Below are 25,993 nucleotides of genomic sequence, written 5' to 3' on the forward strand. Positions count from 1 at the left end.
CGGAGCAAGCCGGCGGCATGTGAAAGACAAGGCTATTCGCCGATGATGACGTTGCTCGTGCCGCCGACGCTGTTCTTTGGCGGCGCGGGCGGCGCGGGTTCCAGCGACGGCGCGGGCGGCGCCTTCGAGGCACCCGCTGAACCCGCGGTATTCCCGCCCGGCAGCGGCGGCAGCCCGGCGCCCGCAACAGCAGGCCGAAGCTCGAAGGGCTGCCCGTTGGAATCGTCGGGATCCATGCGTTCGCCGGACACGCTGCCGTCCGGCGCGAACTTGCCGACCCAGTTGCCGGTGATGTGCGTGCCGTCGTTCGATTCCTCGATCTCGAGCGTGTCGCTGTCGCGATCGCCCGCCACGAGAACCACGTTCGGGCTGCCGGCAAAGCGGTATTCGCCGTGGACGCCGGACGGATCGTCGGTTTTCGCGCCGAGCTTCATCTCGATCTGCCGCGTCCCCAGCGTGCCGACATAGCGCGGAAAGCGCGCGTACTCCGGATTGGGCGTCAGCGGCTTTTGCGGCGGCAGCGCCAGTTCGGCGATGGCCGCTTGCGCGCCGTGCGCATCCGCGCCGGCGGGCTCGCGCTGGTCAGGCGGCAACACGCCGGAGCGGCCTGCGGGCATCGGCGAGTTGCAGGCGGCCAGCGCCGCCGTGATGGCCAGCGCCGCGACGAGACGCGAGCCGTGCATGCTGTGGATCATCCGTGCTTCCTTCGTTGTGTACGGGATTCGATCGCGCATCGGCTGCCTCAAATACGCTCGAAGATCGCCGCGATGCCCTGCCCGCCGCCGATGCACATCGTCACGAGCGCATAGCGGCCGCCGATGCGCTGCAGTTCGTACAGCGCCTTCACGGTGATCAGCGCGCCGGTGGCGCCGATCGGATGGCCGAGCGAAATGCCCGAGCCATTCGGATTGACCCTGGCGGGATCCAGCTTCAGTTCCTGCGACACGGCGCAGGCCTGCGCGGCGAACGCCTCGTTGGCCTCGATGACGTCGAGATCCGCGACCGACAAACCCGCGCGCTCCAGCACCTTTTGCGTCGCGGGCACCGGGCCGATGCCCATGATCTTCGGATCGACGCCTGCGTGCGCGTACGCGACCAGCCTGGCCAGCGGCTGCGCGCCGCGCTTCTCGGCGACGCTGCGCTCCATCAGCACGACGGCCGCCGCGGCGTCGTTGATGCCCGACGCATTGCCTGCCGTCACCGTGCCGTTTTCTTTCGCGAACACGGGCTTGAGCTTCGCGAAGTCCTCGGCAGTGGCGTTCATGCGCACGTGTTCGTCGCGCTCGAACACCGTGTCGCCTTTCTTCGACGCGAGCGTGATCGGCAGGATCTGCTCCTTGAAGAAGCCGGCCTCGATGGCGTGCGCCGCGCGCTTGTGCGATTCGAGCGCGAGCGCGTCCTGCATCTCGCGCGTGATGCCGAACTGCCGCGCGACGTTCTCGGCGGTCACGCCCATGTGGATCTTGTCGAACGGATCGTTCAGCGCGCCGACCATCATGTCGACGATGCGCGCGTCCCCCATGCGCTGGCCAAAGCGCGCGGCGGGCATGATGTACGGCGCGCGGCTCATGCTCTCAGCGCCGCCGCCGATGGCGACATCCGCATCGCCCAGCAGGATGCTCTGCGACGCCGAAACGATCGCCTGCAGGCCCGAACCGCACAGGCGGTTCACCGTGAGCGCGGGCGCGTGCTGCGTGACGCCGCCGTCGAGCGCGGCGACGCGGGCAAGATACATGTCGCGCGGCTCGGTCTGGATCACGTTGCCGAACACCACATGACCGACTTCATCGCCCTGCACGTTCGCACGCGACAAGGCCTCGCGCACGACGCGTGCGCCGAGATCGGTCGGCGTGAAATCCTTCAGCGCGCCGCCGAAATCGCCGATTGCCGTGCGCACGCCGCTCACCACCACCACTTCACGTTGCATGTCGTCTCCGCTGTCGGGTTGTTGTTGCTGGATTGACGCTCAGGCTTTCAGCGCGCGCTCCACCGCGGCCTGATCAGGAATCGGCGCGACCGCGCCAAAGCCTTGCGTCGACAAGGCGGCCGCCGCGTTCGCATAGCGCGCGGCCGCGAAAGGATCGTCGCCCGCGACGATGCGCGCAATGAACGCGCCGCCGAAGCAGTCGCCCGCGCCGGTGGCATCGACCGCCTGCACGACGCGGCCGGGCACGACGCGCCGCTCGGCGGGCGTGGCAATGTACGCGCCCTCGCGGCCCAGCTTCAGCGCGACGACCTTCGGACCGAGCGCGAGCAAGGCATCGACGATCGCGTCCTTGTCTTCGTGGCCCGTGAGCAGCGTGACGTCGTCCCAGCTCGGCAGGCAGATGTCGGCCGAGCGGATGGCTTCGAGCATCACGGCGCGGGCGCGCGCGAGCGGCCACAGCTTGAGGCGCAGGTTGGTGTCGAAACTGACGGTGACGCGGTGCGAGCGCGCGTGGTCGATGGCGGCGAGCGCGGCATCGCACGCGGACACGCCGATCGCCAGGCTGATGCCCGACAGATGCACGACGCGGGCGGCCGCGATGGCATCGAGCGGCAGGTGCGACGGCGCATAGCGGCTCGCCGCCGAGCCCGCGCGCAAGTAGTCGAAGCGATGCCCCTGCTCGCCGTGCGACACAAAATACACGCCCGTGGGCGCGTCCTGATCGACGCGCACCGTGGCGGTATCGACATTCTCCGCGCGCCACAGGTCGAGCAGCAACTGGCCGAAGTGATCGTTGCCGACGGCGGAAACGAAGCCGGTCGAGGCGCCCTGACGCGACGCCGCGATCAGGAAGTTCGACACATCGCCGCCGAAGCCTTGCAGATAGTCCGGCTGGCCGCGCTGTGACTGGTTGAACTCGATCATTGCCTCGCCGAGGGCGAGGACCTGCGGAGCGTGCGCCATGGTGTCAGACCTCGCCCCAGAGATCGTGGCCATCGGCGCCGGTGATTTTCACGGAGACGAAATCGCCGGCCTTATAGCGCTTCGATGCCTTGGTGGCCGGCGCGATGTACACGACGCCGTCGATTTCCGGCGCATCCGCCGCCGTGCGGCCGATGCCGCCGTCCGTGCCGATCTCGTCGACGAGCACCCGCAGCGTCTTGCCCACTTTCTTCTTCATACGCTTCGCCGACAGTTCCTCGGCAAGTTCCATGAAGCGCGCGCGGCGCTCTTCGCGGATTTCATCGGGCAAGGCGCCGTCGAGTTCGTTGGCGCTCGCGCCTTCGACCGGCGAATACGCAAAGCAGCCGACGCGGTCCAGATCCGCTTCCTCGATGAAGTCGAGCAGGGTCTGGAACTGCTCTTCCGTTTCGCCCGGGAAGCCCGCGATGAAGGTGCTGCGAATGGTCAGGTCGGGACAGATTTCGCGCCACGTGCGGACGCGCTCGAGCACTTTCTCGGCGTTGGCCGGGCGCTTCATGCGCTTGAGCACCTCGGGATGCGCGTGCTGGAACGGCACGTCGAGATACGGCAGCACGTGGCCCTTGAGCGGGCCTTCGGCCATCATCGGGATGACTTCGTCGACGCTCGGGTACGGATACACGTAATGCAAGCGCACCCAGGCGCCGTATTGGGCGGCGAGTTCGCCGAGCGCGCCGACCAGGTCGGTCATGCGGGTCTTGAGCGGCTTGCCGTTCCAGAAGCCGGTGCGGTACTTGACGTCGACGCCGTACGCGCTCGTGTCCTGCGAGATCACGAGCAGTTCCTTCACGCCGGACTTGAAGAGATTCTCGGCTTCGAGCATGACTTCGGCGACGGGACGCGAGACGAGATCACCGCGCATCGACGGGATGATGCAGAAGGTGCAGCGATGATTGCAGCCTTCGGAGATCTTCAGATAGGCGTAGTGGCGCGGCGTGAGCTTGATGCCGGCGGGCGGGACGAGATCGGTGAACGGATCGTGCGGCTTGGGCAGATACGTGTGCACCGCGTTCATCACTTCGTTGGTGGCGTGGGGGCCGGTGACCGCGAGCACCTTCGGATGCACTTCCTCGATCAGGCCACCGCCGCTCGCGCTCTTTTTCGCGCCGAGGCAGCCGGTGACGATGACCTTGCCGTTTTCGGAGAGCGCCTCGCCGATGGCGTCGAGGCTTTCCTGCACGGCTTCGTCGATGAAGCCGCAGGTGTTGACCACGACGAGGTCCGCGCCGTCATAGGTGCCGGAGATCTGGTAACCCTCGGCGCGCAGCTGGGTGATGATCTGCTCGGAGTCGACGAGGGCTTTCGGGCAGCCGAGGGACACCATGCCGATTTTAGGGGCCGGGGCCTGGGCGGTTGATTCCAAAGAGTTTTTCACGGGGAGATACGATGTTGTGGGGCTCGGCCGAAGGCGCCGGGCGAATCCACTATTTTACATCGGAGCGGTGGGGAGGCGGTTTGGAGGGTCAGGCGGGGCCGATGAGTACTTCGGCGGGAATCCGAAGACCTTCATGAAGCCGACGGATCATCGCGAGACTCAGCGCACGCTTGCCCGCCAGCACCTCGTACACGCGATTCGCATTGCCGATGTACGGCTGCATGTCCGGCACCGTCAGCCCCGCCTGCTCCATGCGGAATTTGATCGCTTCGATCGGACTTGGCGCCGGGAGGGGAAAGTGATCCGCCTCGTAGCGCTCGATCAGGATCGACAGAATGTCGAGGGCCTCGCCTTCGGGCGTATCCGGCGCCGGGTCGAGATCAACAAGAGCGGCCACTTTCGCGAGGCAGGTTCTGTAGTCAGCTTCGGTTCGGATCGGGTGAATTTCCATGCTGGTCACTCCATTTCGACGGTCGCGACATCGACCTTGTCGTATTCGGCATGCGTTCCGACGAATTTGATGTACGCGACTCCAACCTGATAAGCGACCGCCACGATCAGCCGGTAATCGTTGCCCTTGATGTTGAATACCACTCGATTACGCCCGACAAAACTCGCCGTCGCGTACTGGTTCCTGATGTCCTGAGGTGTTTTCCAGATTGCCTTCGACGCTTCGGAGTGCCATGCCAACAGCGGCTGCTCGGCTCGCGAATGTTTCTGTATAAAGCTCAGCAAGACTCTCTTCGCGATGATCCGCATAACACCCATTTTAGTCCCATTTTGGGACTGTTGCAATTCATTCAGTGTAGCGTGAAGGCAAAGCTCGACGTGGTCCATCAACATCTTTTAACGAAGTTGCGAGCGCGGGGTGCTACACCGTAGAAATTCGGTCGTCGCGGTTGGCTGCGGCGCGGAAGAATATGAAACGCGGCGCGAATGAGTGAGCACAAGAAAACGCCGCGGGCAAGCGGGTGACGGGCCATCGGAGAGAGCGCCGCCGGAGCGCGGCAGGCAGGGGGGCGTCCGTGCCACGCGATGCAGCACTTTGCGCCCCCAGCCCCCTACTTCTTCTCCGTAGTCGGCCCCGTAGGCGCCGGAAACGGGAACGTATTGAACATCGTCTTCGCCTGCGACTGCATCTGCTCCTGCATCTGCACGAACATGTTCTTCGACTGCTCGATGTAGCTCGTCATCATGCCCTGCATCATCGGCGCCTGCATGTTCATGAACTGCGACCAGACCTCGGGATTCAGCGCGTTGCCGTCGTAGATGCCCTTGCTCTGCTCGGACAGCTTCTGCTGGATGTCGATGAACGCCTGGATGTTCTTCTCCAGGTACGTGCCCATCATGCCCTGCATCGCGTGGCCATAAAAGCGGATGATCTGCGACAGCATCACCGAGGAGAACATCGGCAGGCCGCCGCTCTCTTCCTCGAGAATGATCTGCAGCAGGATGCTGCGCGTGAGGTCGTCGTTGGACTTCGCGTCGAGCACCTTGAACTCTTCCTGATCGAGCACGAGTTGCTTCACATCCGACAACGTGATGTAGGTGCTCGTCTCCGTGTCATACAAACGACGGTTCGGATACTTCTTGATCAGTCGCTCGGCGGATTTCTTTGTAGTAGTAGTGGTCATTGAACGCCTTTAAACGCAAAACTTTACTGCGATGGCAGCAAGCAGGTCTTGCGTCGTCGCAAAAAAGCGCTGCTGCATGTTCGCCGCATCGTTGAAAAAATCCGGCGAGTGGCGGCCCGCCCGGATGCACACAACGCACGCAATGCACGCCGCGCCCGGACGAGCCTCCGCCCGTCAGCCCATATGCAAGCCGCCGTTCAGCGAGAAGTCCGCGCCGGTCGAGAAGCCCGATTCATCGGAGGCCAGCCACGCGCAGATCGAGCCGATCTCGTCCGGCGTGCCGAGCCGCCGCACCGGAATGGTCGCGACGATCTTCTCCAGCACTTCCGGCCGGATGGCCTTCACCATGTCCGTGCCGATGTAACCCGGCGACACCGTGTTGACCGTCACGCCCTTGGTCGCCACTTCCTGCGCCAGCGCCATCGTGAAGCCGTGAATGCCGGCCTTGGCGGTCGAGTAGTTGGTCTGGCCGAACTGCCCCTTCTGCCCGTTCACCGACGAAATGTTGATGATGCGGCCAAAACCCCGCTCCACCATGCCGTCGATGACCTGCTTGGTCACGTTGAACAAACTCGTCAGGTTGGTGTCGATGACGGCCGTCCAGTCCTCGTGCGTCATCTTGCGGAACACGACGTCGCGCGTGATGCCTGCATTGTTCACCAGCACGTCGACTTCGCCGACTTCGGCCTTGACCTTGTCGAACGCGTTCTTGGTCGATTCCCAGTCGCCGACGTTGCCTTCCGAGGCAATGAAGTCGAAGCCGAGCGCCTTCTGGTCTTCCAGCCATTTCACCCGGCGCGGCGAGTTGGGGCCGCAGCCCGCGACCACCGTGAAGCCATCCTTGTGCAGGCGCTGGCAGATGCTGGTGCCGATGCCGCCCATGCCGCCGGTTACATACGCTATGCGCTTCGTCATTCCTCACTCCATTTTCGTTATGCGGACGGCGATCTCCAGGCCGCCCGCCAATCCTTCCCAGTCCTGCCCTGCGTACTTGTGCCGCGCGCCCTGCTTACGGACGTTCCACTGCCAGCGCCACGCCCATGCCGCCGCCGATGCACAGCGACGCCAGACCCTTCTTCGCATCGCGCTTCTGCATCTCGTGCAGCAGCGTCACCAGAATCCGGCAGCCCGATGCGCCAATCGGATGGCCGATCGCGATCGCCCCGCCGTTCACGTTGATCTTCGACTGATCCCAGCCCATCTGCTGATGCACCGCCAGCGCTTGCGCCGCGAACGCTTCGTTGATTTCCATCAGGTCCAGGTCGTTGACGCTCCAGCCCGCGCGCTCCAGACAGCGCTTCGACGCCGGCACCGGACCCATGCCCATGATCTTCGGGCTCACGCCCGCGTTCGCGTAAGCCTTGATGCGCGCCAGCGGCGTCAAACCGAGCGCTTCAGCCTTCTTCGCCGACATCACGACCACGGCCGCCGCGCCGTCGTTGATGCCCGAGGCATTCGCCGCCGTCACCGTGCCTTCCTTCGAGAACGCCGGCTTCAGACCCGCCAGCGCTTCTGCCGTCACGCCGTGACGCACGAATTCGTCGGTATTGAATTGAAGCGGCTCGCCCTTGCGTTGCGGAATCGAGACCGGCACGATCTCGTCGTTGAAGCGGCCTTCCTTCTGTGCCTTTTCGGCCTTGTTCTGCGATAGCGCCGCGAACGCATCCTGCTGCTCGCGCGTGATGCCGAATTCCTTCGCGACGTTTTCCGCCGTCGTGCCCATGTGATAGTTGTTATAGACGTCCCACAGGCCGTCGACGATCATCGTGTCAATCAGTTTCGCATCGCCCATCCGGAAGCCGTCGCGCGAGCCCGGCAGCACATGCGGCGCCGCGCTCATGTTTTCCTGGCCGCCCGCGATCACGATGTCCGCATCGCCCGCGATGATCGCGTTGGCCGCCAGCATCACCGCCTTCAGGCCCGAGCCGCACACCTTGTTGATCGTCATGCCGGGCACCATGTCCGGCAGCCCTGCCTTGATGAGCGACTGGCGCGCCGGGTTCTGGCCCGAGCCCGCGGCCAGCACCTGGCCGAGAATGACTTCGCTCACCTGATCCGGCTTCACGCCTGCGCGTTCGAGCACGGCCTTGATGACCGTTGCGCCCAGTTCCGGCGCCGCGATCTTCGCGAGCGAGCCGCCGAATTTGCCTACCGCCGTACGCGCGGCCGATACGATCACTACGTCAGTCATTTCAGTTTCCTTTGGCATCGATTGTTAATGCATTAGCCCGGGCATGATCCGCGTGCCCATGAGCGCCACGGCGCGCCACTCCCGCACGCAGGTCCCGCACTCAGGCATCGCGCTCCAGCACGTAGCGGCCCGGGGCGGCCTCGATCACCGGGTACGCCTTCGAACCCTGCGCCGCCGCCGGCTTGACCTGCTCGCCCGCGTTGGCCGCGAGCCATGCGGACCACGTGGGCCACCAGCTTCCGGGATGCTCCGCCGCGGCGTCGAACCAGGCGTCCGCGAATTCGGGCAGCGAACCGGTGTCGCCATCGACCATCCAGAAGCCGCGCTTGTTCTTCGACGGCGGATTGATCACGCCCGCAATATGTCCCGATGCGCCCAGCACGAAGGTCCGCGGACCGCTGAGGATGGGCGTCGAAGCATACGCCGACTTCCACGGCACGATGTGATCCTCGCGCGAGCCGTAGATGAACGTGGGCAACGCGAGCCGCGAGAGATCGATCTTCTCGCCGCATACCGTCAACGCATTCGGTTCCTTCAGCGCGTTTTCGAGATACGTGTTGCGCAGGTACCAGACGCACATCGGCCCGGGAAGGTTGGTCGAATCGCTGTTCCAGAACAGCAGGTCGAACGCCTGGGGCGTGCGTCCTTTGAGATAGTTATCGACGACGTAGTTCCATACCAGATCATTCGGGCGCAGATACGAGAACGTGTTGGCGAACTCGACGCCGCGCATCAGCCCGGCCGGCGCGCCGTTCTTGCCGCCGATCGCCTGCTCGCGCAAGCGCACGTGCGACTCGTCGACGAACACATCCAGCACGCCCGTGTCGGAGAAGTCGAGCATCGAGGTGAGCAGCGTCATCGAGGCCGCCGGCTCCTCGCCACGGGCCGACGCCACCGCGAGCGCGGTCGCGAGAATGGTCCCGCCGATGCAGAAGCCGAGCGTATTGATCTGCTCCGCGCCGGTGATCGACTGCACGACGCCGATGGTCTCGAGCACGCCCTGTTCGACGTAGTCGTCCCAGGTCTTGTGCGCGATCGACTGGTCCGCGTTGCGCCACGACAGGATGAAGACCTGATGGCCTTCATCGAGCGCATAGCGCACGAGCGAACTCTCGGCCGAAAGATCGAGGATGTAGAACTTGTTGATGCACGGCGGCACGATCAGCAACGGCCGCGCATAGACCTTCGGAGCGCGCGGCTTGTACTGGATCAGCTGCACGAGTTCGTTCTCGTACACGACCGAGCCTTCGGTCGACGCGATGTTCTTGCCGACCGCAAAACCCGATTCGTCCGATTGCGAGATCTTGCCGCGCTGCATGTCGGCGAGCAGGTTCATCATGCCCTGGCGCAGGCTCTCGCCCTTGCTCTCGATGAGCGTCTTTTGCGCATCGGGATTCAGCGCGAAATAGTTGCTCGGCGATGCTGCCGCGGCCCATTGCTGCACGGTGAAGCGAATCCGTTCGCGGGTCTTCGGGTCGCTCTGCACGGCGTCCGCGAGTTCCTGCAGATAGCGCGCGTTCAGCAGGTACCACGCGGCGGTGAACGCATATGCGGGCGTGGTCTGCCAGGAGGTATCCGTGAAACGGCGGTCCTTCAGCGCGCCCGGGTCGATGTGCTGTTCGCCTGCCTGCCGAAGCAGTTCGGATGCATCGCGCGAATAGTTGCTTTGCAACTGCTGGAGACGCTCGGGCGGAATCGCCGCAGTGGGGATCTTCGGCAGTGTCGGCAAGCCCTGCATCGCGGCGCCGAAGCCCGGCATGCTGCTCGCCAGCTTGGCGAACTCGGCCATGCCGTTCATGTTCGTGAAGTCGGGCATCTGCGGCATCTGGGGCATCGCGCCCGGCGCCGGAAATGCGCCCTGGAACGGAGCCGGAAACGCGGGTGGAAAGCCACCGGGGAATGCGTTGGGGAATGCATTGGCGAAGGCGCCGAACGCCGCGAACGGCGAAGCCGCCGCAGCGGCTCCCGCTCCGGCCGCATCAGGCGCGGTATTCGTCTGCTGAGTCAGCTTCGCCCATTGCGCGGGATCGGCAACGGTGCGCCAGGCGTTCAGCCATTGATCGAACGCGTGCTGTACGCCAGTCGATTCGGCCGATGCTTGAGCCGAAGTGCTGTCGGCGGTACGGGAGCGGGAAGATGAGGAAGATGTTTTGGAAGCCATACCCGCCATTGACCTGTGAGTCTCGCAAGACTGGATTGCTGATGCAGGCATCGCCGGGCTTTCCTCGACCAGCGCGCAAGTGTTGATGCGCCCTATGCGCGCCGCAAGAAACCGCCTTGCTACGCCGTGCCCGATTGATTGAATTCCGGGAACATTCTTGCTCCAGGCTATCGGGCATGTCAATGCTTCGTCCCGATTTTGCCGCAGTGCGATAAATTTTTAATTATCGTTTTCCCCCATCCGAAATATTGTATTCACAAGGGGTTTCGTCACGCCCGGGAAACGTTCGTCAGGCACGATTGAACACAGCTTCATCGTGCCGGACAGGCCTCAGTCGGCAAGCCAGATCATCGCCGCCATGCGTCCCGTCACCCTATCCCGCCGATACGAATAGAAGCGCGTCTGCTCGGTCACCGTGCAATGCGTGCCGCCGTCGATGCGCGCCTCGTCGACGCCCAGTTCCGCGAGCCGCAGCCGCGCGAGCGCATAGATGTCCGCGAAGTACTTGGCCGGCGCACCGCCGGCGGGCCGGAAGGCGGCCGTGGTGGCGTCGCGCCGGGCCGCCGGCGCCGCGCCGGCGAACGCATCGAGCACGTCCTCGCCCACCTCGAACGCCGACGGTCCGATCGCCGGCCCGAGATACGCATGCAGCCCGGCAGGCGAGACGCCCGCGAGCGTTGCCACGCGTTCAGCCGTCCGTTCGATGACCCCGCCCGCCAGACCGCGCCAGCCCGCATGCGCCGCGCCGACCGCACGGCCCGCGTCGTCGCAGAACAGCACCGGCAGGCAATCCGCCGTCATCACGACGCACACGACGCCCGCGCGATCCGTCACGCTCGCATCCGCGCGCGAGCGTCCGCCGAACACGAGGCGGTCGACCACCGCGTGCGCGTCCTCGACCTGCGCGCCGTGAATCTGCTCGAGCCATGCAGCGTGCCGCGAAGGCGTCAGCGCCAGCGCGCGGCGCCGGTTCTCCGCGACGGCCTCGGGCGCGTCGCCCGTCGAGAAGCCCAGGTTGAGACCGCCCGCGCCGGAGCCGTCGTCGAACGGCGCGGCGCTGACGCCGCCCGCGCGCGTCGTGACGAACGCGCGCACGCGCGGCGACACTTTCCATTGCGGCCACAGACAAGCGCCGTGGTCCAGTGCGGCAACGTGATGCTTCATGCTTCGTCATCCTCGTAATCGTCGTCGTCCCAGTCTTCGTCGTCTTCGCCGATCACATAGACCTGCGCGAACTCCGGATCCTCGTCGGACTCGATCTCCTCGTCCTCGCCGAAGCCGAGCGCGGCGGAGAGCGCCTCCATGTCCGCGGGCACATCGGCGCGCCAGTGCACCGGCTTGCCGGTCGCCGGATGAACCAGGCCGAGGCGCCACGCGTGCAGCGCCTGCCGGGCGAAGCCGTCCGGCAGCGGCGTGACGGAACGCTTGCCGCGTACGTGCCCGTACAGCGGATCGCCCAGCAGCGGATGGCCCGCAGCCGCGCAATGCACACGGATCTGATGCGTGCGGCCGGTTTCGAGATCGCAGTGGATTGCGCTCACCGGCTGGTTGTGCCACAGGGTTCGCTGGATGGTCTTGAAGTGCGTGCGCGCCGGCTTGCCCGCGGCGCTCTGCACGACCGCCATGCGCTTGCGTTCGCGCGGATCGCGGCCGATGGGCGCGTCGATCGTGCCTTCGTCGCGCATGTTGCCCCACACGAAGGCCACGTAACGGCGCTTCACCGTGCGCGCCTGCAACTGGCGCACGAGGTCGGTCTGCGCTTCGAGGGTGCGTGCGACCACCATCAGTCCCGAGGTTTCCTTGTCCAGCCGATGCACGATGCCCGCGCGCGGCAAACCGGCCGCCGCCGCGCCATAGCGATGCAGCAGACCGTTCAGCAGCGTGCCGCTCCAGTTGCCCGCAGCCGGATGCACGACCATGCCGGCCGGCTTGTTGATGACCACGAGCGACTCGTCTTCGTAGACGACATCGAGCGGCACCGGTTCGGGCGTGAATGCGAGTTGTTCGGGCAGGAGGTCCGGCACGAGCGTGATGGTCGCGCCGAGCGGCACAGGCTGGCGCACTTTCGCACCGGCGCCGTCGACCTGCACGCGCCCCTCTTCGATCCACCCCTGCAGCCGGCTGCGCGAGAACTCCGGGAAAAGTTTCGCGAGCACCTTGTCGAGGCGGTCGCCGGCGAGTTCGTCGGGCACGTGCGCGACGCGCGGCGGTTCTGCGTCCGCGCCCGTCGTGCCCGTCGTGCCTGTCGCGCCCGTCGCGCGGGAGGCGTCAGGGTTTGCATCGGGCTGCGCTGCGTCGTCGCCGGTGGCGCTTGGGCTATAATCTTTGAGTCGGTCTTTGGTACGACGGGTACTTGAGCGGGTCATTTGAACGAGATTCGGCAGGACTTGCCGTAGAAAACCGCGCCTTTTAAAACGCGCGTAAGGATCCACGCAAACGCCGCACGCGAAAGCCGCGAGACATTGCGCGAGCGGCGGCGCCGGACACACAGCTGGACACAGCGAGAATCAGCCAGGAACACCAAGCACTGATGCGAGCCTTCAACACCATTCATCAATCGATGCGTCAAACGATCAAGTATCTTGCGCTGGCCGCCAGCGTCGCGATCGTCGCAGCCTGTCACGGCCTGCCGGAGAAGACCGACGAAACCGCGCTGTGGAACAACAACAAATTATATACGGAGGCCCAGGACGCGCTCTCCGGCAGCGACTGGGGCAAGTGCGCGAAGTACTTCGAGGCGCTCGAAGGCCGTGATCCGTTCGGCCACTTCGCCCAGCAGGCGCAGATCAACGTCGCGTACTGCAACTGGAAAGATGGTGAAACCGCCAACGCCGACCAGGCCATCGACCGCTTCATCAAGCTGCACCCGGATCATCCCGATATTTCCTATGCCTACTACCTGAAAGGCATGATCCACTTCAACGACGACCTGGGCCTGTTCGGCCGCTTCTCGGGTCAGGACATGAGCGAGCGCGATCCGAAGTCGCTGCGCGAGTCCTATGACGCGTTCAAGGTGGTCGTCGACAAGTACCCGCAGAGCAAGTACGCACCGGACGCCGCGCAGCGCATGCGCTATATCGTCAACGCGCTGGCGTCGCACGAGGTGCATGCGGCGGACTATTACTATCGGCGCGGCGCGTATGTCGCGGCCATCAACCGCGCGCAGCTCGCCATCCGCGAGTACAAGAACGCGCCAGCCACCGAAGACGCGCTGCACATCATGATGCTGTCCTACGGCAAGCTCGATCAGCCGCAACTCGCCGACGACACCAAGCGCGTGCTCGCCGCCACCTTCCCGGACAGCCCGTATGTCACCGGCAAGCGTCGTCCGGGAACGGACGACAAGCCGTGGTACCAGATCTGGTAAGCGGCGCATGAAAGCAGGACAGCGGTCCTGCATCTGTTTCGGAAACGGCGCGCGATCGATGATCGCGCGCCGTTTTGTTTATGTACCCGGCCGCTGGCTAGCTCACGAAGTTCCACATGAGGCGGCCACTGCGCGAACGCAGCCAGACGTCATGGCGGGAGACGAAGTCCTTGTAACTGGCGGGACTGGTTTCGGACAACCGCAGCAGCCACACGGCATACGAGAAGTTATCTGCGTTGGCCATCTTGTCCACGGCCGGCAGACGCGCCAGGTCGGCGACGTCCATTCCGCGCTGTCCGGGCACCATCGTGGCGTACTTCTGGTCCGTCGACGTATGGGCCATCGCATGATGCCATTCGTGCGTGACGACCTGCGACATCTGTGACTTCAGACTCGACGGCGGAACATATTCGGCCAGCGTCCTGATGCCCTCGTCATAAACGGTGAGCTGGACGTCCTCCAGCGCATCATCCACCTGCGCGATCCCCCCGGCCGCGCGGGCAGGCGTATGCGTCGTCATGACCGTCGAGGGACTGGTCGCGCCGTCCGCCTTGGTCAGAACGCTTCTGAAGTCGAGGTGCGAATAGTTCAATCGTGCCGAGTACTGTTGCGTGCGCTCGACCAGCTTGAGGAAGTTCTGCCTGTCCGCGGTCCGCGTGCTGCCCCAGAAGATCTGCAGCACCTTGTCGACCCTCGCCAGGTCGCTCGCTGTGGTGCTCTTCACCATTCTCCGCGCCACCTCGAGACTCGCTTCGGCGTAGTCCGCGCCGTCGATCAGAAGCACTCGCAGTTCGCGAGCCCTTGCAATCGGTATTCCGTAGACGCGGTCAAGCGGGATCGGCGCTCCCCGATAGCGCCTCCACAGGTTTCTGAAGCCAGTGCCGTGCCGTCCGCCCGAAGCAAACACCAAGGACCAGCGGGAATCGACCCATTGCACCGGCGCGCCGTACGACACCAGATTGCCCGCGGTCGGATTCGCGAGCCGGTAACTGCCATAGTTCGCATCCCAGTCGACCCGATAAAGATCGAGGTTCTGCCTGATGAAGAGTTGCGGAGGGCTGACCCGGGATCTGTCTCCGGTGCTCCACAGGCCGCGGTCGAGAGGCTCGAGTTCATCGGTCGTCCGGGTGACGAAGCGGGCAGGAAGCGACGTGCTGCTGTCCGCCGCCGACGAGATCGGCACCGAGTCGAGCAACGGCTTTTTTGTTGGGGCGGACGACAAGGTTCTGCCGCCCGGCTTCAGCCCTTTGGCGATCTGCCGGAACGGCAGGGGTTCGATGACATCGTAGAGCAACAGCGCCGCGCTGCTGACGACGCCCAGCGACATGCGCCCGAACACGCCCGCCATGTCGCGAGCGACATATTTCATCAGCGCCCGCCCGCTCAGACCTTGCGCCCGGCCCGCCCGGATGAGCGAGCTCGCGCGTGCCGCATTCCTGGCCAGCGTGCTCGACAGCGACGTGCCGGCCGTTGCAACCGCAACGATCACATTCAGGCCATCCATGACCGCCTGCACGATGTCGCCGGCATCCGGGACATAGTCCTTGTCGTGAATCGAGTAGTAGGCCATCTTGTAGAACGGCACGAACAGTTCCGCGAGCGTCTGACCGCGCGTCGGCGTGTACAACGCTGTCTTTCGCGCGTCAGCGTAGCGGCACTGAAGCTGTCGCAGCAAATCTGCAAGAAGCGGCAGCAGCAGACGCTCGGCCGGAAGATTTCGCGGCTTCAGCTCCACGCCCTGATCGGGCCACACCATTTCGATGATCGCGCCGGCTCCGCTCTCCAGCGCACCGGGTACGTAGCGGCCTTCCTGGACGCCTTCCAGACACTCGCCGTCAGCCAGTGCAGGAGGTGTTTTCCAGAACGTCGCTTGTTCGCTCCTGATGGTCGCCTCGTCGGCTTTCCTGCACGACTCGTCACGCTCACTCACACGAATGGATAACCACGAACCCGAAGCGAGCTTCAACATCAGCACGAACGCATCGTTTGTCTCGTCGTAGATCCGTATGTACTGCCTCACCGAACTCTCGAAGTCATCGAGGGTCAGGCCGACCGAAGCAAGCAATCTGACGGCACGGCTGAATCCGTCGAAGCTGGCGCTCGTTGCCTTGTATTGCCCGAACTGATTCACGTAGTCCGTGTGGCTAGCGAAGAAGTCGCTCGGCTTCAACAGATGCAACGGCCTGTAGCCTTCCGGTTTCGAGAAACAGGCTTCGTACGGACTGTCCGCGAGCGCTGCCGTGAATCCGGACTGAACGGAAATGAAGTCTTTTCTTGCGAGCTGGTGAACGTTGGTGCGGTCCGTATCCAGCGCGTACAGTGCCATCGCGATGAGCTGGATCAGCGTCTCGGCGTGCTCGTCAGCCAAGCCTTCTTCCGGGCCGGTCGTCGCGCGATGTGGGCTTGGCGTGTACCACTGCGCGTGCAGGAGCGTGGCCTGTCGGTAGGCCGCTCGCGCCTTCTGATATCTCGATCCGCCGGACAAGGGATCCGGCTTGTTCGCAGCCAGTTTCTCGAGCAAGGTCAGGTATTCACGCATCAGCGTTCTTCTGCGTTCGATATAGGCGCGCGCGACATCCAGCGCCTCCAGCGTTTCCCTGCTGGCCCGCATCGCCAGCGCTTCGATGAAGGCCGCATCCAGGGCGGACTGCGCCTTCAGATAGGCGATCTCATACTGGAGGCGGACATTGTCGATGTCTCCCGTCATGCCCTGACGGGCAACGAAGCGCGCCTCACTCGCCCGGCCCTTCGTCAATCCGTCCTGATAGACCGCGTAGCCGCCGAAGGCGAACACGCCGCGCTCGAGGTCATCGAGCGATTTCTCGGCGCTCGACTTGACGTCGCGTTGCGATTGCTGCTCGCCCTTGAGCGACTCGATATGTCGGTCATACCACTTGATCTGGCGATCGACACTGTCCTTCCTGACAGTAAGGGCGGAAATCATCGCCTCTTTGCCTTTAACTGTGCTAAACCTGGTCTCGTCGATTTCGACTTCGATCTGCGCCAGCTTGAGTTCCTCCACGCGCCGCGCAGCCATATCCGCGGCCAGTTGCCCGTCGAGCTTGGCCAGTTCCTCTTCCGCCAGGCTGATGATTCTCCGGAACACGACTGCGCGATCGCCCACCGTGGAATCGTCGATCACCCTCGACAACAACCCATGATCCACCGGTCCCGCAATCAGCGCGTCCCGATACCACTGCAGCAGATCGGCGTCACCGTCCGCCGTGCCGATAATCGGAGGAAGAACCGACTTCAGCCCCGAGAAGCGATAGTCGATTTCCGCGCGCAATTGAAGGATAGTTTCGAGCGTCGAAGCCTGAGGGGTTCGATAGACCTTCAGGAATTCAGTCTCAAGCTGCTTGAACAGTTCCAGCAGCAGATGCGAAAACGAGAGCGCGCTGCCCGATTGCACGATCTGCCGGGTGTGCGTCGCCATCCGCGCGCCGACGTCGCCGGCGTGCGCAAAAGACGCAAGCAGTTGCGCGAGCACCCACTTCGAACGGCCTGCCTGCTGTTCGAGGCGCTTCTCCCACACACCGTCCCGGTTCACCAGCATCAGCATCAGGTCCTGCTGTTTCGAGGCAGCAGCGAGCAATCCATGGCTGGGTGTCTTGAGCGCAAACGGCCAATAGTGGCCGCCGAGAAACATGCACGTGGAAGAAGCATCCGCCCGGTACACCGTGCCCTCGACGCCTGCCGCCTGCCCGAAGAAGGCGTGCGCCCTGCCTGAATCGAAGGTTCTCGCCTGATCCGCCAACGACTTCGCCACCTGAGGCTTGACGGCCGTCTTCGTGGCAGGCGGACCGGTGAAACCCTTCGGTACCGATTCGAAACGCCAGGCTGCCTTGTCCGAGTCCTTGACGATCGTCTGATAAGGCTGGTCCTCCGACTGGATCTGCAAATGTGCGTTCAGTGCGCCCTTGACACGCCAGGTCCCGTGCACCGGCCAATAGCAACCTTTTGCGTAGAGGTAATCGACCTTCGAGCTGGCCTTCGTCTTGTAGAAGTTCGCGCTCGCCCCTTGCGATGCGAAGTCGCCGGGCAACGGCACGTACGGCTGCGTCGCGTTCTTTTGCACCAGCCATGCCAGATGGTTCTCTGCCGTCGCACTGAGGGCGGCCTGTCGGGGCAGCCAGTCGAGGTCGCTGCGCTGGGCTTGCGTCAGTTGCCTGGACGGGATAGCGCGAATGGCATAGAAGTTTTGTTTTCCGTAGACGACCAGGAATTCACTGATGATGTCGCACGGCCAATAGATGCCGTGAAGAAAGATGTAGCAACGCTTGTCACGCTCGACATAGACCGTTCCTTCGACACCCGGCGCCAGATACCGGTAGGCGTATCCCGGTCCGGCGCCCAGCAACTTCCTGGCCTCCCGGGCGAGTTCCTTGTCCAGCATTGGGGGACGCTCGGCGGGGCCATGCGCATCGGCTTTTTCTTCGGAACTCAAGGTCCAGTTCCGGGCGGACTCGTCGAACATGATGATCAACGTTCGTTTGCCCGTGTTGACCCTGGCGAACTTGGTCGTCCCGTTGAGGACATGCCGGTTTTCGAGCGGCCAGTAATAGCCGGCGATGTAGAGGTATTTCGTGTCGCCGGCTTCGTACAGGCCGACTTCGTCGCGCTCGTCGAATTCGCGCTCGCCGGGCCGATAGCCGCGCAGCGCCCGGGCGGCCACATCGTTCCCGACTGCATTCAGCAGCTTGTCCGCCACCGATGTCTGCCGCGGCATCGCCCAGAGACCATCGGCATTCGGCTCGAGGTTCTCGTCCGGAATTTCTCCCACCACCCAACGTCGGGTGCGCGGCGCGCGTAGCGCCGCCTGAGTATCGGCGACGGCCGGCGGTGGAAGCCAGTTCGTGACGATGCTGTCCACGCCGGGCAGCAGGTCGTCAGCGCCGCCCGATGCCTGCGCCCAGCGCCAGCGCCGCCAGGCATAGGCCGTGCCGCCCGCCACGCCCGCGCCGATGAGCGCGGCGAGCGCGGCGCCGCCATATCGTTTCCATCCGCTTCCAACTGCTGCGTTGCGTTGCGAAGCGGATGGTCCTGCAAGGTCGGAGGGCTGTGTCAGCCCGCGCGCAACCTGACGCTTGACCGCCGGCGCGTGGCGCTCTCCTGCGAGCAGGCGGTCGGTTTCTTCACGCCCTTGTCCAGCCCGTTCTTGCTGCTGCCCAGGCGCGGATGGCGTGTCGGGCGTCGTAACTAGTTCGGATCGCGGACGGTGCACCGGGACCAGCTCGATCGTCTCCGCCCGATATCGATTGCCCGAAAGAGCGCGTTCCTCCGACGCCGCCGCGGGCCGCTGCGTATTCGCCGACAATTGCCTCGTGCACAACCAGAAGAGTCCCAGCCCGGAGAGCGCCCCGATTGCCCCGAGCGCGGCGGGCACGATCCAGCCGGAGTCGTCGCACAGTTCACGCAGTTCCGTATCGGTGAGCTGGATGATGAAATCGGACGGCAGGTGCAATTCGTCCGCATCCGGCGTCTGCGCCAGCCCTGCGGAATCATCTTCCTCGACGCCCGCCCGCCGCACCGGCCCGGATCCCCGCGCGCCGCGCGACAGCAGGCGGATCCGCCAATGACCCGCGAGCCGTTCGACGGGCGGCGACCAGGACAAGGTCCCCATGCCTTCCTTCATCAACCGCCAGGTTTCCTGCGAGCGGTCCCGGCAGACGCGATACGCGCGCCCGTTCTCCAGGATGAACTGCTGCTCTTCCCCCTTCGCGCTGATGATCGTGTAGATGCCCTCGTCGTCGGGCGCATGCGGTTCAAGGACGATATCGCGTGCCCACGCGCTCATCAGCGCGTGAGCGCCCGCCGCCGGCGAACCGGCTTCGCGTCGTCCGTCGCCAGAAGCGCGCGCACGCTCCGCCCAGGCGCCGAACAGATGATCGATGCCGCGCTCGAGCCCGCCGATCGCCCACTTCGACACGCACTCCTCCAGCGCCGCGCACAGGCGCCGGTGTGCCGGAGACGTGCTGCTCGCGAGGACCTTCATCAAGGCGAGCGCCCACTCCGACCATGAACGGGTCGGCGGCATCCGCGCGATGACATCCGCCTGCACGCGCAGCAAGTCCGGCATGATCGGCATGAGCTGCGCCAATGCGTCCGCGCCGGGCCAGCCGCCGGTATCGCGAAGCTGCCGTTGTACCGTCTTCAACAGGCGACGCTGTTCGCGTGGATCGGTGCATTCGCTCGCGCGGGCCAGTGTCCAGCACATGCACAGGAACATGACCTGTTCGTAGACCCAGCGCAGTTCCGGATGGTCCTTGCACGCCTGGACGGTCGATGCCCACAGGTCGTTCGGATCCGCGTCGAGCGAAAAACTTCGGATGGCGGACAGCGCCTGCTCCACGCCAGCTTCACCGGCGCCGGCAAGATGGGCAAACTTGTCGGGATGAGTCTGAATGTCATCCCGCGCGATCTGCAGGAACTGCCGCAGGGTGCGTTGCCACGACGCCTGGGGATCCGTCTGCCTGTACCAGTCCAGGCCTTGATGCATGACCGGCAGAAGCGTTGCGCCGCAAGGGGAACCGACCGCCCACGCCCCCGCCGAGAGTCCCCATTGCGCCGCATGGATCACGGTGTTGCGCGTGATGCACGGCGCCATCAGCAGCCGGACCTTCGCTTTGAGCGGCTGATCCGTGAGCTGCATCGCGCGCGCGAAATTCTCGAAGACCGGATTACCGGTGTCCATGCTGATGATTTCCATCCAGGCATCGACATCGAACTCCATGTCGTTCATCGCCAGCAGATCGCGCAGTTCGGCGCTGCGCAACAGCCGCGCAAGCCATGCGATCTGTTCGGCCACCGATCCCTGCACGGGAAGCGCGCTCACGTCGTCGAACAGCTTCAGTCCGGATCGCACCCATGCATGGCAGGTCTCCGGAAGCAGCGAGAGGACCGTCGCGCGTGTTTCGTGCGCCAGCAGGATCTCGTAGAGCCAGACCACGATCTCCGGCAGCGTCTCCGGAAGCTTCCGGACGGGCGCATGACGCGTCCTGGCGAGCGCCCGGGAAACCGCTCCGGCGAAACGGACGGCCGGCTGCAACTGCCTTGCCAGCCACGAATCGTCCCCTTCCATCTGGAGCAGGACGGACACGTACTGCTCGAACGAAGGCTGCGCGGGCAGTTCGGCTGCTGTCCGGCCAAGGCGAAACACCAGCCGGGACGAGTGCAGCGCGTCACGCCAGTCGCCGGCGTGAGCCATGAACAAGGGATCGCTGGCGAGCGCGGCGAGTTGATCGAGCGCGGTCGTCGTGGCGTCCTGCCATGAGCGGTCGCGGGCCCACACAGCGCGCCCGGCAGCCAGCACCCGCGCGACGTTTTGCAGCGCGCCCAGGCAATCGATCACCGGCGCACGAAGATCTGTCGGGAGCAACAGCGGTTGTTCTTCCAGAAGCCGGCTCGCCTCTTTGAGCTTCAGCAACAGATCGGTGTCGCCGGAACGTATCCGCAGGTAGCAGGCATACGCCTGGCGGGCAGCGCTCAGATACGCCGTCAGTTCCTGCAGCGCGGAGCGCGACGCTTCGAGCGACGCGCTGACCCAGGCGGGAACACAATCGGCGAAGCAGATGTGCAGCTTGTCGAGCAGGGTATCCAGCATGTCCAGCAGGCCGCGCGACGATTGCCCGCTCTGCATGACGAACCGTCCCAGGTCGCGGAACTGCGCGAACTTTGCCGCCAGTCCTTGCAGCATCAAGGCATGATCACTCGACCCGTGCTGAAGCGTGAGTTCGGCCACGAATTCATCGAAGGAGAATGAACGCACCCGATAGCCCTGTATCTCGCCTTTCAGGGCGAGCGACAGGTGATGAAGCATGGCGATATCGCCCGGCTCGATGACTTCGCGTCTCATGCCGGCCGGCAGACAGTCGGCCTTGCTGCGGATGAGGTCATTGATCCTGGCAATGCGCAGCGTTGCATCGTTAAGGCAGCACAGCGAATCCAGCGCCCCGACTATTTCCTCGACGCCACGCACATTGCTCATCCGTGCGTTGAATGCCGCGCTCAGGCTGTCGAGCGTCTCGCTGAACTCCGCCGGCAGGACGCGGGAAAACTCCTGACGAAGGTGAACGACGATGCGCGACCATTCAAGCAAGGTGCCTTGTGCTTCACCCTGGATGTGTTGAAGCTCGCTGCAAAGCTTCTGGGCCATCGAGAAGTACGTCAGAATTTCCTGCAGTTTCCCGACGCCGCCTTCGATCCGGACCCTGAACGCTTCAGGCCACAGATCGTGGTAGAGAACACAGACGGTAATCAGATCGTCCAGCCGCGTTTCCCAATGCGCGCTGCTCCTGCAGACCGCTTCGACGTCCTGGAAAGCAGCGGCAGCATGGTGATAGCGGTTGAAAAGACTCTCGGCGATTCGCGTTGCCATTCTGGAAACGACTTCGCGCGTAACCGCTGAAAAATCGAAGTGATCGTCGCGTCGAAACGCTTCTTCCGATTCTTCCGGAAATGCTTCTTCCGCTTCGCTCTCTTCGGTCTCTCCGGTTTCGAAAGTCGTGTCGTGCAACGCTCCCTCCCAGGCCGAATCTACCGGGCTAAGGGTCGAGGAATGCGTTGCAGAAGGATGAGCCTGCTTGCCGCGAGGACGGCGCGATCTCAGTTCGCTTTCCGAAGCAAATGGCATTGACCGACTCTCCCGGGAATCTGATTCCCGCAGACAATGCCTTGGCCAACGAGGACTGGCAAGAACAGAAAACCGGTCGATTGAACGGAGCGAATCGAAAGATCGGGAGCGCGCGTTCCGCGAAACAAACGCGGCACGAAATGGAGATCATCAGAGGCAGCATCTTCCGGCGCGAGTGCAATCGCCGGATAGCTGCCGTTCAAAACACTACTCGGCCAGCTCCGTTTTCCACTTCGCGGCATCGCTGAAGAATTCCCGCACCACGTCCAGTTCACGCGTGCGCTTGAACGGCGGCAGGCTTTGCCAGATGCGCCGGCCATACGGCTTCTCGACGAGACGCGTATCGCAGATCATCAGCACGCCGCGGTCCGTTTCCGCGCGAATCAGCCGCCCCGCGCCCTGCTTGAGCGTGATGACCGCCTGCGGCAGCTGATGCACCGCGAACGGGCTCAATCCCTTCTTCGAGAGCGCGTCGAGGCGGGCCGCGAGCACGGGATCGTCGGGCGGTGCGAACGGCAGCTTGTCGATGACCACCAGCGACAGCGCATCGCCGCGCACGTCCACGCCTTCCCAGAAGCTCTGGCTGCCGACCAGGATCGCATTGCCGTACGCGCGGAAACGGTCGAGCAACTCGGTCCGGCTGGCATCGCCCTGCACGAGCAGCGGATTGTCCCAGCCACGGCGCTCGATCACCTCGCGCAGCCGCGTGGCGATGCGGTCGACCGCGCGCAGCGTCGTACACAGCACGAACGCGCCGCCGCCCGCCGCCTCGATCACCGGCAGCGCAGCTTCGAACACGGCATCGGTGAACTGCGGCGACGACGGCTGCGGCAGATTGCGCGGCACGTACAACAGCCCTTGCGACGGATAGTCGAACGGGCTCGGCAGGGTCATCGAGCGGCGCGAATTGAGGCCCATCTGCGCCGCGTAGTGCGTGAAGTCGCCGCGCACCGAGAGCGTCGCCGACGTGAAGATCCACGCGCGCGGCACGCCCGCGCGCTGCTTGGCGAAGATCGGCGCGACCGACAACGGCGTCTCGTGCAGCTGCACCGTGTGCGAGAACACTTCGATCCAGCGCACCATCTCGTTCGGCTCTTCCTTCGCGGCCGCTGCGGCGGTCTGTTCGTCCGCGACGACCGCGCGTTCGAGCGAGGTCGGCGGCGTGGTCCAGCCGGCCAGCAGGTCCTGCAGTTCGCGCGCGCGGCGCACCAGCGCCTGCAGCGATTCAGCGCGCTCCGCATGCGACGACAACGCCGCCGCCAGCGCCGCAAGATGCGTTTCGAGCGTGTCGAGCGCCTCGAACAAGGGATGACCGTCGGGCAACTGGCCAAGCGACAGGCGCACCGAATCTTCCTTGAACACCAGCCGCAGATCGCGCGCCGCGCGCTCGAGCGCAGCGCCGAGCTTGGTCCAGTCGGCGGCATCGCGCGCATGCGAAAGACCTTCGGCGACCGTATCGCGTGCGAGTTCGAGCAGCTGCGTGGTGGACAGCGTGTCGCCGAAGAACAGCGTGGCCGTTTCCGGCAACTGATGCGCCTCGTCGAAGATGATCGTGTTGGCCATCGGCAGGAGTTCGGCCATGCCGGTGTCGCGCAGCATCACGTCCGCGAAGAACAGATGGTGATTCACCACGACGATGTCCGCCTGCTGCGCTTCCTTGCGCGCCTGCATGACGAAGCATTCCTTGTAGTGCGGACAGTCCTGACCGAGACAGTTGTCGCGCGTGGAGGTGACCATCGGCCAGACCGGCGAATTTTCCGGCACGCTCGCGAGTTCGGCCTTGTCGCCGGTGCGCGTGATCTTCGCGAACCGCACGATTTCCTGCAAATGCGACGTGTCCTGGCGCGTCGGCAGACGGCCGTTGTCGGCCGTGCGCTCGAGATAGTAGTGACACAGGTAGTTCGCGCGGCCCTTCAGCATCGCCACCGACACCGGCACCGCCAGCGCGTCGCGCACGGTAGGGATATCGCGCTGGAACAGCTGGTCCTGCAGATGCTTCGTGCCGGTCGAGACGATCACCTTGCCGCCCCACAGCATGGCCGGCACGAGATACGCGTAGGTCTTGCCCGTGCCCGTCCCGGCTTCGACGATCAGCGTGTTCTCGCCACCGTCGATCGCCGTCTTCGCTGTTGCGATGCCCAGGTCTTCCGCCGGCGGCGCGTCGGGGTCATGCGGCTTGTCCGAGGGTCCGAGCTTGCGGGCGGGACGGCGCTGCGCCTCGAACATCGCGGGCTCGGGCATCGCGCGGCCGGAGGCTTCCATGGCGGCGGCGACCGAGCGCGCCATTTCGATCTGCGAGGCACGCGGCCGATAACCGTCGATGGCGCGCGCGAGCAGTCCCTGCGCCGCGAAGATGGCGTCGAGTTCGGCGGCGCGCTTGTCCGTGAGCGCGTGCGGCGCGGGAACGTCGTCGCGAGAAGGTGTGGGTGCGTTCAAGGCGTGCTCAATCCTGCGGGGTTCCGGCGGCGAGTGCGGAAGGCGCCGCCGCCGGCATGCATGGGCATGCGCCGCCGGCGGCGCGCGGCGTCAGTGCGCGTCCGGGTCCAGCTGCAATTGCAGCAGGAGTATGGTGTCCTTCACCTTGAGCTTGCGCTTCTTCAAGCGTCTCAACTCGAGGTCTTCGATGCCCGACATCTTGTCGATCAGGATGTCCAGGCTGTGATGCTCTTCCTGCAACTGCGCGATGCGATCGCGCAGCAATGCGGCATCCATGGTGGGTTGTCGGGGTGCGTTCAAGCGCTGCTGCATGCTCGCCTCCTTTCATCCGCTCTTGCATCCGCTTCTCATGTGCTCTTCGTCCGCTACGCGTGTGCCCGCAACGCGCACACGCATGCGCTACTTGCCTTGCTGTTGTTGCTGCTGCTCCTGCTGTTGCTGCTGTTGTTGCTGCTGGTCTTCGGCGGCCTGCTGCGCCTTCTCCTGCTGCTTCCTGGCTGCTTCCTTCTGCCGCGCCTCGACTTCGGCGCGATGCTGCGCGGCTTCCTGCTGCTTCTGTTCGTAACGCTGCGCCTTCAGATCCCGGTCCTGCGCGTCCTGCACGCCGCGTGCGCGCGCCTCGTCGAGTTGCTTCTGGTAGTCCGCCTGCTTGCGGTCATACGCCGCCTGATTGGCCGCGCGCTGCGGCGCCTCGGCCTGGCGCTGGGCGGCAGACAATGCGTTCTGGCGCTGCTTCTCGTCGAACGACTGCTGGCTCGCACGTTCGTTGGCCGCGCGCTGCGGCGCCTGCGCGTCGTATTGCGCCTGCTTGATCGCGGTCTGCTGGTCGCGCTCGCGGGCGCGCTCGGTGCGCTGTTCGTCGTCGAGCGCGAGCTGGTCCTGACGGATCTCCTGGCGCGTCTCGCGCATCTCGTTGCGCGCATTGTCGAGACAATGATTGACGAAGAAGTTGGCATAGCAGTCGTGCCGCTTCACGCCATAGCGATAGTCGTTTTCCTCGGTACGCTTGTTCAACGCCTGCTGCCGTTGCGTGAACTGCGCCTTGAGCGCGGCGTCGGGGTCTTGCGTGTCGCTGGAGGGTGCGCCGTCGAGCGGACGCGTGGTGACCGCGGTATCGGCAGAGATGGGCTTCGGGGTCTGCGCATGCGCATGATCCGGCACGAAGGCCGCAACCAGCACGACTGCCGTGGCGAACCCGACCGCCGTCAAGGCAGACGCGGTCGACGCGACGCGTGCGCCTTCAGCTGCGCCGGCGTGGCCTGCAGCCGGGCCGGAATGGGCGGCGCGAA

20 protein-coding genes are annotated in these 25,993 nt (G+C 64.6%); 4 read left to right on the top strand and 16 right to left on the bottom strand.

What is annotated here, in order from left to right; translation table 11 throughout:
* Positions 1 to 32 precede the first annotated feature (32 nt).
* From QCE83_RS07615 to QCE83_RS07670, 12 genes are all read right to left on the bottom strand, one after another.
* Positions 33 to 695 (bottom strand): hypothetical protein, encoded by a 663-nt coding sequence (locus QCE83_RS07615; RefSeq protein ID WP_309808464.1) that lies wholly within the window; start codon positions 693 to 695, stop codon positions 33 to 35.
* A gap of 47 nt (positions 696 to 742) precedes the next feature.
* Entirely contained in the window at positions 743 to 1,927 is a 1,185-nt protein-coding gene (bktB, locus tag QCE83_RS07620; RefSeq protein WP_309808465.1) for a beta-ketothiolase BktB, read from the bottom strand.
* A 39-nt stretch (positions 1,928 to 1,966) separates the two neighbouring features.
* Positions 1,967 to 2,890, bottom strand: coding sequence for a sugar kinase (locus QCE83_RS07625; protein WP_309808466.1), 924 nt, complete (start codon positions 2,888 to 2,890; stop codon positions 1,967 to 1,969).
* A gap of 4 nt (positions 2,891 to 2,894) precedes the next feature.
* Complete coding sequence (gene rimO, locus QCE83_RS07630; protein ID WP_309808467.1) at positions 2,895 to 4,232, bottom strand: 30S ribosomal protein S12 methylthiotransferase RimO; 1,338 nt, start codon at positions 4,230 to 4,232, stop codon at positions 2,895 to 2,897.
* A 139-nt stretch (positions 4,233 to 4,371) separates the two neighbouring features.
* Positions 4,372 to 4,734: a transcriptional regulator gene (locus QCE83_RS07635; protein WP_309808468.1), complete on the bottom strand. Its 363-nt coding sequence runs from the start codon at positions 4,732 to 4,734 to the stop codon at positions 4,372 to 4,374.
* A 5-nt stretch (positions 4,735 to 4,739) separates the two neighbouring features.
* Complete coding sequence (locus tag QCE83_RS07640) at positions 4,740 to 5,042, bottom strand: type II toxin-antitoxin system HigB family toxin (protein WP_309811526.1); 303 nt, start codon at positions 5,040 to 5,042, stop codon at positions 4,740 to 4,742.
* A gap of 302 nt (positions 5,043 to 5,344) precedes the next feature.
* Positions 5,345 to 5,917 carry a polyhydroxyalkanoate synthesis repressor PhaR gene (gene phaR / locus QCE83_RS07645; RefSeq protein ID WP_309808469.1) on the bottom strand — a complete coding sequence of 191 codons (573 nt, stop codon included), beginning with the start codon at positions 5,915 to 5,917 and terminating at the stop codon, positions 5,345 to 5,347.
* Positions 5,918 to 6,091: 174 nt separating this feature from the next.
* Entirely contained in the window at positions 6,092 to 6,832 is a 741-nt protein-coding gene (locus QCE83_RS07650; protein WP_309808470.1) for a 3-ketoacyl-ACP reductase, read from the bottom strand.
* Between the two features lie 94 nt (positions 6,833 to 6,926).
* Positions 6,927 to 8,108, bottom strand: coding sequence for an acetyl-CoA C-acetyltransferase (locus QCE83_RS07655; protein WP_309808471.1), 1,182 nt, complete (start codon positions 8,106 to 8,108; stop codon positions 6,927 to 6,929).
* Between the two features lie 100 nt (positions 8,109 to 8,208).
* The gene (gene phaC, locus QCE83_RS07660; protein WP_309808472.1) at positions 8,209 to 10,269 is read right to left on the bottom strand and encodes a class I poly(R)-hydroxyalkanoic acid synthase; all 2,061 of its coding nucleotides are present in this window, start codon (positions 10,267 to 10,269) and stop codon (positions 8,209 to 8,211) included.
* A 330-nt stretch (positions 10,270 to 10,599) separates the two neighbouring features.
* Positions 10,600 to 11,433 carry a peptidoglycan editing factor PgeF gene (gene pgeF / locus QCE83_RS07665; RefSeq protein ID WP_309808473.1) on the bottom strand — a complete coding sequence of 278 codons (834 nt, stop codon included), beginning with the start codon at positions 11,431 to 11,433 and terminating at the stop codon, positions 10,600 to 10,602.
* Positions 11,430 to 12,635, bottom strand: a complete 1,206-nt coding sequence (locus QCE83_RS07670; RefSeq protein ID WP_309808474.1) for an RluA family pseudouridine synthase — start codon at positions 12,633 to 12,635, stop codon at positions 11,430 to 11,432. Before QCE83_RS07670 ends, pgeF begins: the two co-directional genes overlap by 4 nt.
* A gap of 164 nt (positions 12,636 to 12,799) precedes the next feature.
* Between QCE83_RS07670 and QCE83_RS07675 the strand changes: the two genes are divergently transcribed.
* A complete protein-coding gene (locus tag QCE83_RS07675) occupies positions 12,800 to 13,636 on the top strand; it encodes an outer membrane protein assembly factor BamD (protein ID WP_309808475.1) in 837 nt (278 codons plus the stop codon).
* 97 nt (positions 13,637 to 13,733) lie between these two features.
* On the opposite strand, the gene QCE83_RS07680 is transcribed toward QCE83_RS07675, so the two are convergent.
* A complete protein-coding gene (locus tag QCE83_RS07680; RefSeq protein WP_309808476.1) occupies positions 13,734 to 20,243 on the bottom strand; it encodes a hypothetical protein in 6,510 nt (2,169 codons plus the stop codon).
* Here QCE83_RS07680 and QCE83_RS07685 point away from each other — a divergent pair.
* Genes QCE83_RS07685 through QCE83_RS07695 form a run of 3 tightly spaced genes read left to right on the top strand, consistent with a single transcriptional unit; the run spans position 20,208 to position 22,043 of the window.
* Complete coding sequence (locus QCE83_RS07685) at positions 20,208 to 20,909, top strand: hypothetical protein (RefSeq protein WP_309808477.1); 702 nt, start codon at positions 20,208 to 20,210, stop codon at positions 20,907 to 20,909. The two genes, QCE83_RS07680 and QCE83_RS07685, sit on opposite strands and share 36 nt — an antisense overlap.
* A 51-nt stretch (positions 20,910 to 20,960) precedes the next feature.
* Positions 20,961 to 21,398: a hypothetical protein gene (locus QCE83_RS07690; protein WP_309808478.1), complete on the top strand. Its 438-nt coding sequence runs from the start codon at positions 20,961 to 20,963 to the stop codon at positions 21,396 to 21,398.
* 48 nt (positions 21,399 to 21,446) lie between these two features.
* Entirely contained in the window at positions 21,447 to 22,043 is a 597-nt protein-coding gene (locus tag QCE83_RS07695) for a hypothetical protein (RefSeq protein WP_309808479.1), read from the top strand.
* A gap of 432 nt (positions 22,044 to 22,475) precedes the next feature.
* Here the strand turns inward: QCE83_RS07695 and QCE83_RS07700 are convergent, their stop codons facing one another.
* The 3 genes from QCE83_RS07700 to QCE83_RS07710 all read right to left on the bottom strand — a co-directional run bounded on the left by QCE83_RS07700 (position 22,476) and on the right by QCE83_RS07710 (position 25,913).
* Entirely contained in the window at positions 22,476 to 24,704 is a 2,229-nt protein-coding gene (locus QCE83_RS07700; RefSeq protein ID WP_309808480.1) for an ATP-dependent DNA helicase, read from the bottom strand.
* A 90-nt stretch (positions 24,705 to 24,794) separates the two neighbouring features.
* Positions 24,795 to 24,980, bottom strand: a complete 186-nt coding sequence (locus QCE83_RS07705; protein WP_309811527.1) for a DUF465 domain-containing protein — start codon at positions 24,978 to 24,980, stop codon at positions 24,795 to 24,797.
* Between the two features lie 123 nt (positions 24,981 to 25,103).
* Positions 25,104 to 25,913, bottom strand: a complete 810-nt coding sequence (locus QCE83_RS07710; protein ID WP_309808481.1) for a colicin transporter — start codon at positions 25,911 to 25,913, stop codon at positions 25,104 to 25,106.
* Positions 25,914 to 25,993 lie beyond the last annotated feature (80 nt).

Source organism: Caballeronia sp. LZ034LL (assembly GCF_031451215.1).
Lineage (GTDB): Bacteria > Pseudomonadota > Gammaproteobacteria > Burkholderiales > Burkholderiaceae > Caballeronia.

Bases quoted from the DNA above. Each gene is read 5' to 3' on its own strand.
- QCE83_RS07615 (WP_309808464.1), bottom strand. From the start codon at position 695: ATGATCCACAGCATGCACGGCTCGCGTCTCGTCGCGGCGCTGGCCATC.
- bktB (WP_309808465.1), bottom strand. From the start codon at position 1,927: ATGCAACGTGAAGTGGTGGTGGTGAGCGGCGTGCGCACGGCAATCGGC.
- QCE83_RS07625 (WP_309808466.1), bottom strand. From the start codon at position 2,890: ATGGCGCACGCTCCGCAGGTCCTCGCCCTCGGCGAGGCAATGATCGAG.
- rimO (WP_309808467.1), bottom strand. From the start codon at position 4,232: ATGGTGTCCCTCGGCTGCCCGAAAGCCCTCGTCGACTCCGAGCAGATC.
- QCE83_RS07635 (WP_309808468.1), bottom strand. From the start codon at position 4,734: ATGGAAATTCACCCGATCCGAACCGAAGCTGACTACAGAACCTGCCTC.
- QCE83_RS07640 (WP_309811526.1), bottom strand. From the start codon at position 5,042: ATGCGGATCATCGCGAAGAGAGTCTTGCTGAGCTTTATACAGAAACAT.
- phaR (WP_309808469.1), bottom strand. From the start codon at position 5,917: ATGACCACTACTACTACAAAGAAATCCGCCGAGCGACTGATCAAGAAG.
- QCE83_RS07650 (WP_309808470.1), bottom strand. From the start codon at position 6,832: ATGACGAAGCGCATAGCGTATGTAACCGGCGGCATGGGCGGCATCGGC.
- QCE83_RS07655 (WP_309808471.1), bottom strand. From the start codon at position 8,108: ATGACTGACGTAGTGATCGTATCGGCCGCGCGTACGGCGGTAGGCAAA.
- phaC (WP_309808472.1), bottom strand. From the start codon at position 10,269: ATGGCTTCCAAAACATCTTCCTCATCTTCCCGCTCCCGTACCGCCGAC.
- pgeF (WP_309808473.1), bottom strand. From the start codon at position 11,433: ATGAAGCATCACGTTGCCGCACTGGACCACGGCGCTTGTCTGTGGCCG.
- QCE83_RS07670 (WP_309808474.1), bottom strand. From the start codon at position 12,635: ATGACCCGCTCAAGTACCCGTCGTACCAAAGACCGACTCAAAGATTAT.
- QCE83_RS07675 (WP_309808475.1), top strand. From the start codon at position 12,800: ATGCGAGCCTTCAACACCATTCATCAATCGATGCGTCAAACGATCAAG.
- QCE83_RS07685 (WP_309808477.1), top strand. From the start codon at position 20,208: ATGGATCACGGTGTTGCGCGTGATGCACGGCGCCATCAGCAGCCGGAC.
- QCE83_RS07680 (WP_309808476.1), bottom strand. From the start codon at position 20,243: ATGGCGCCGTGCATCACGCGCAACACCGTGATCCATGCGGCGCAATGG.
- QCE83_RS07695 (WP_309808479.1), top strand. From the start codon at position 21,447: ATGAAGCATGGCGATATCGCCCGGCTCGATGACTTCGCGTCTCATGCC.
- QCE83_RS07705 (WP_309811527.1), bottom strand. From the start codon at position 24,980: ATGGATGCCGCATTGCTGCGCGATCGCATCGCGCAGTTGCAGGAAGAG.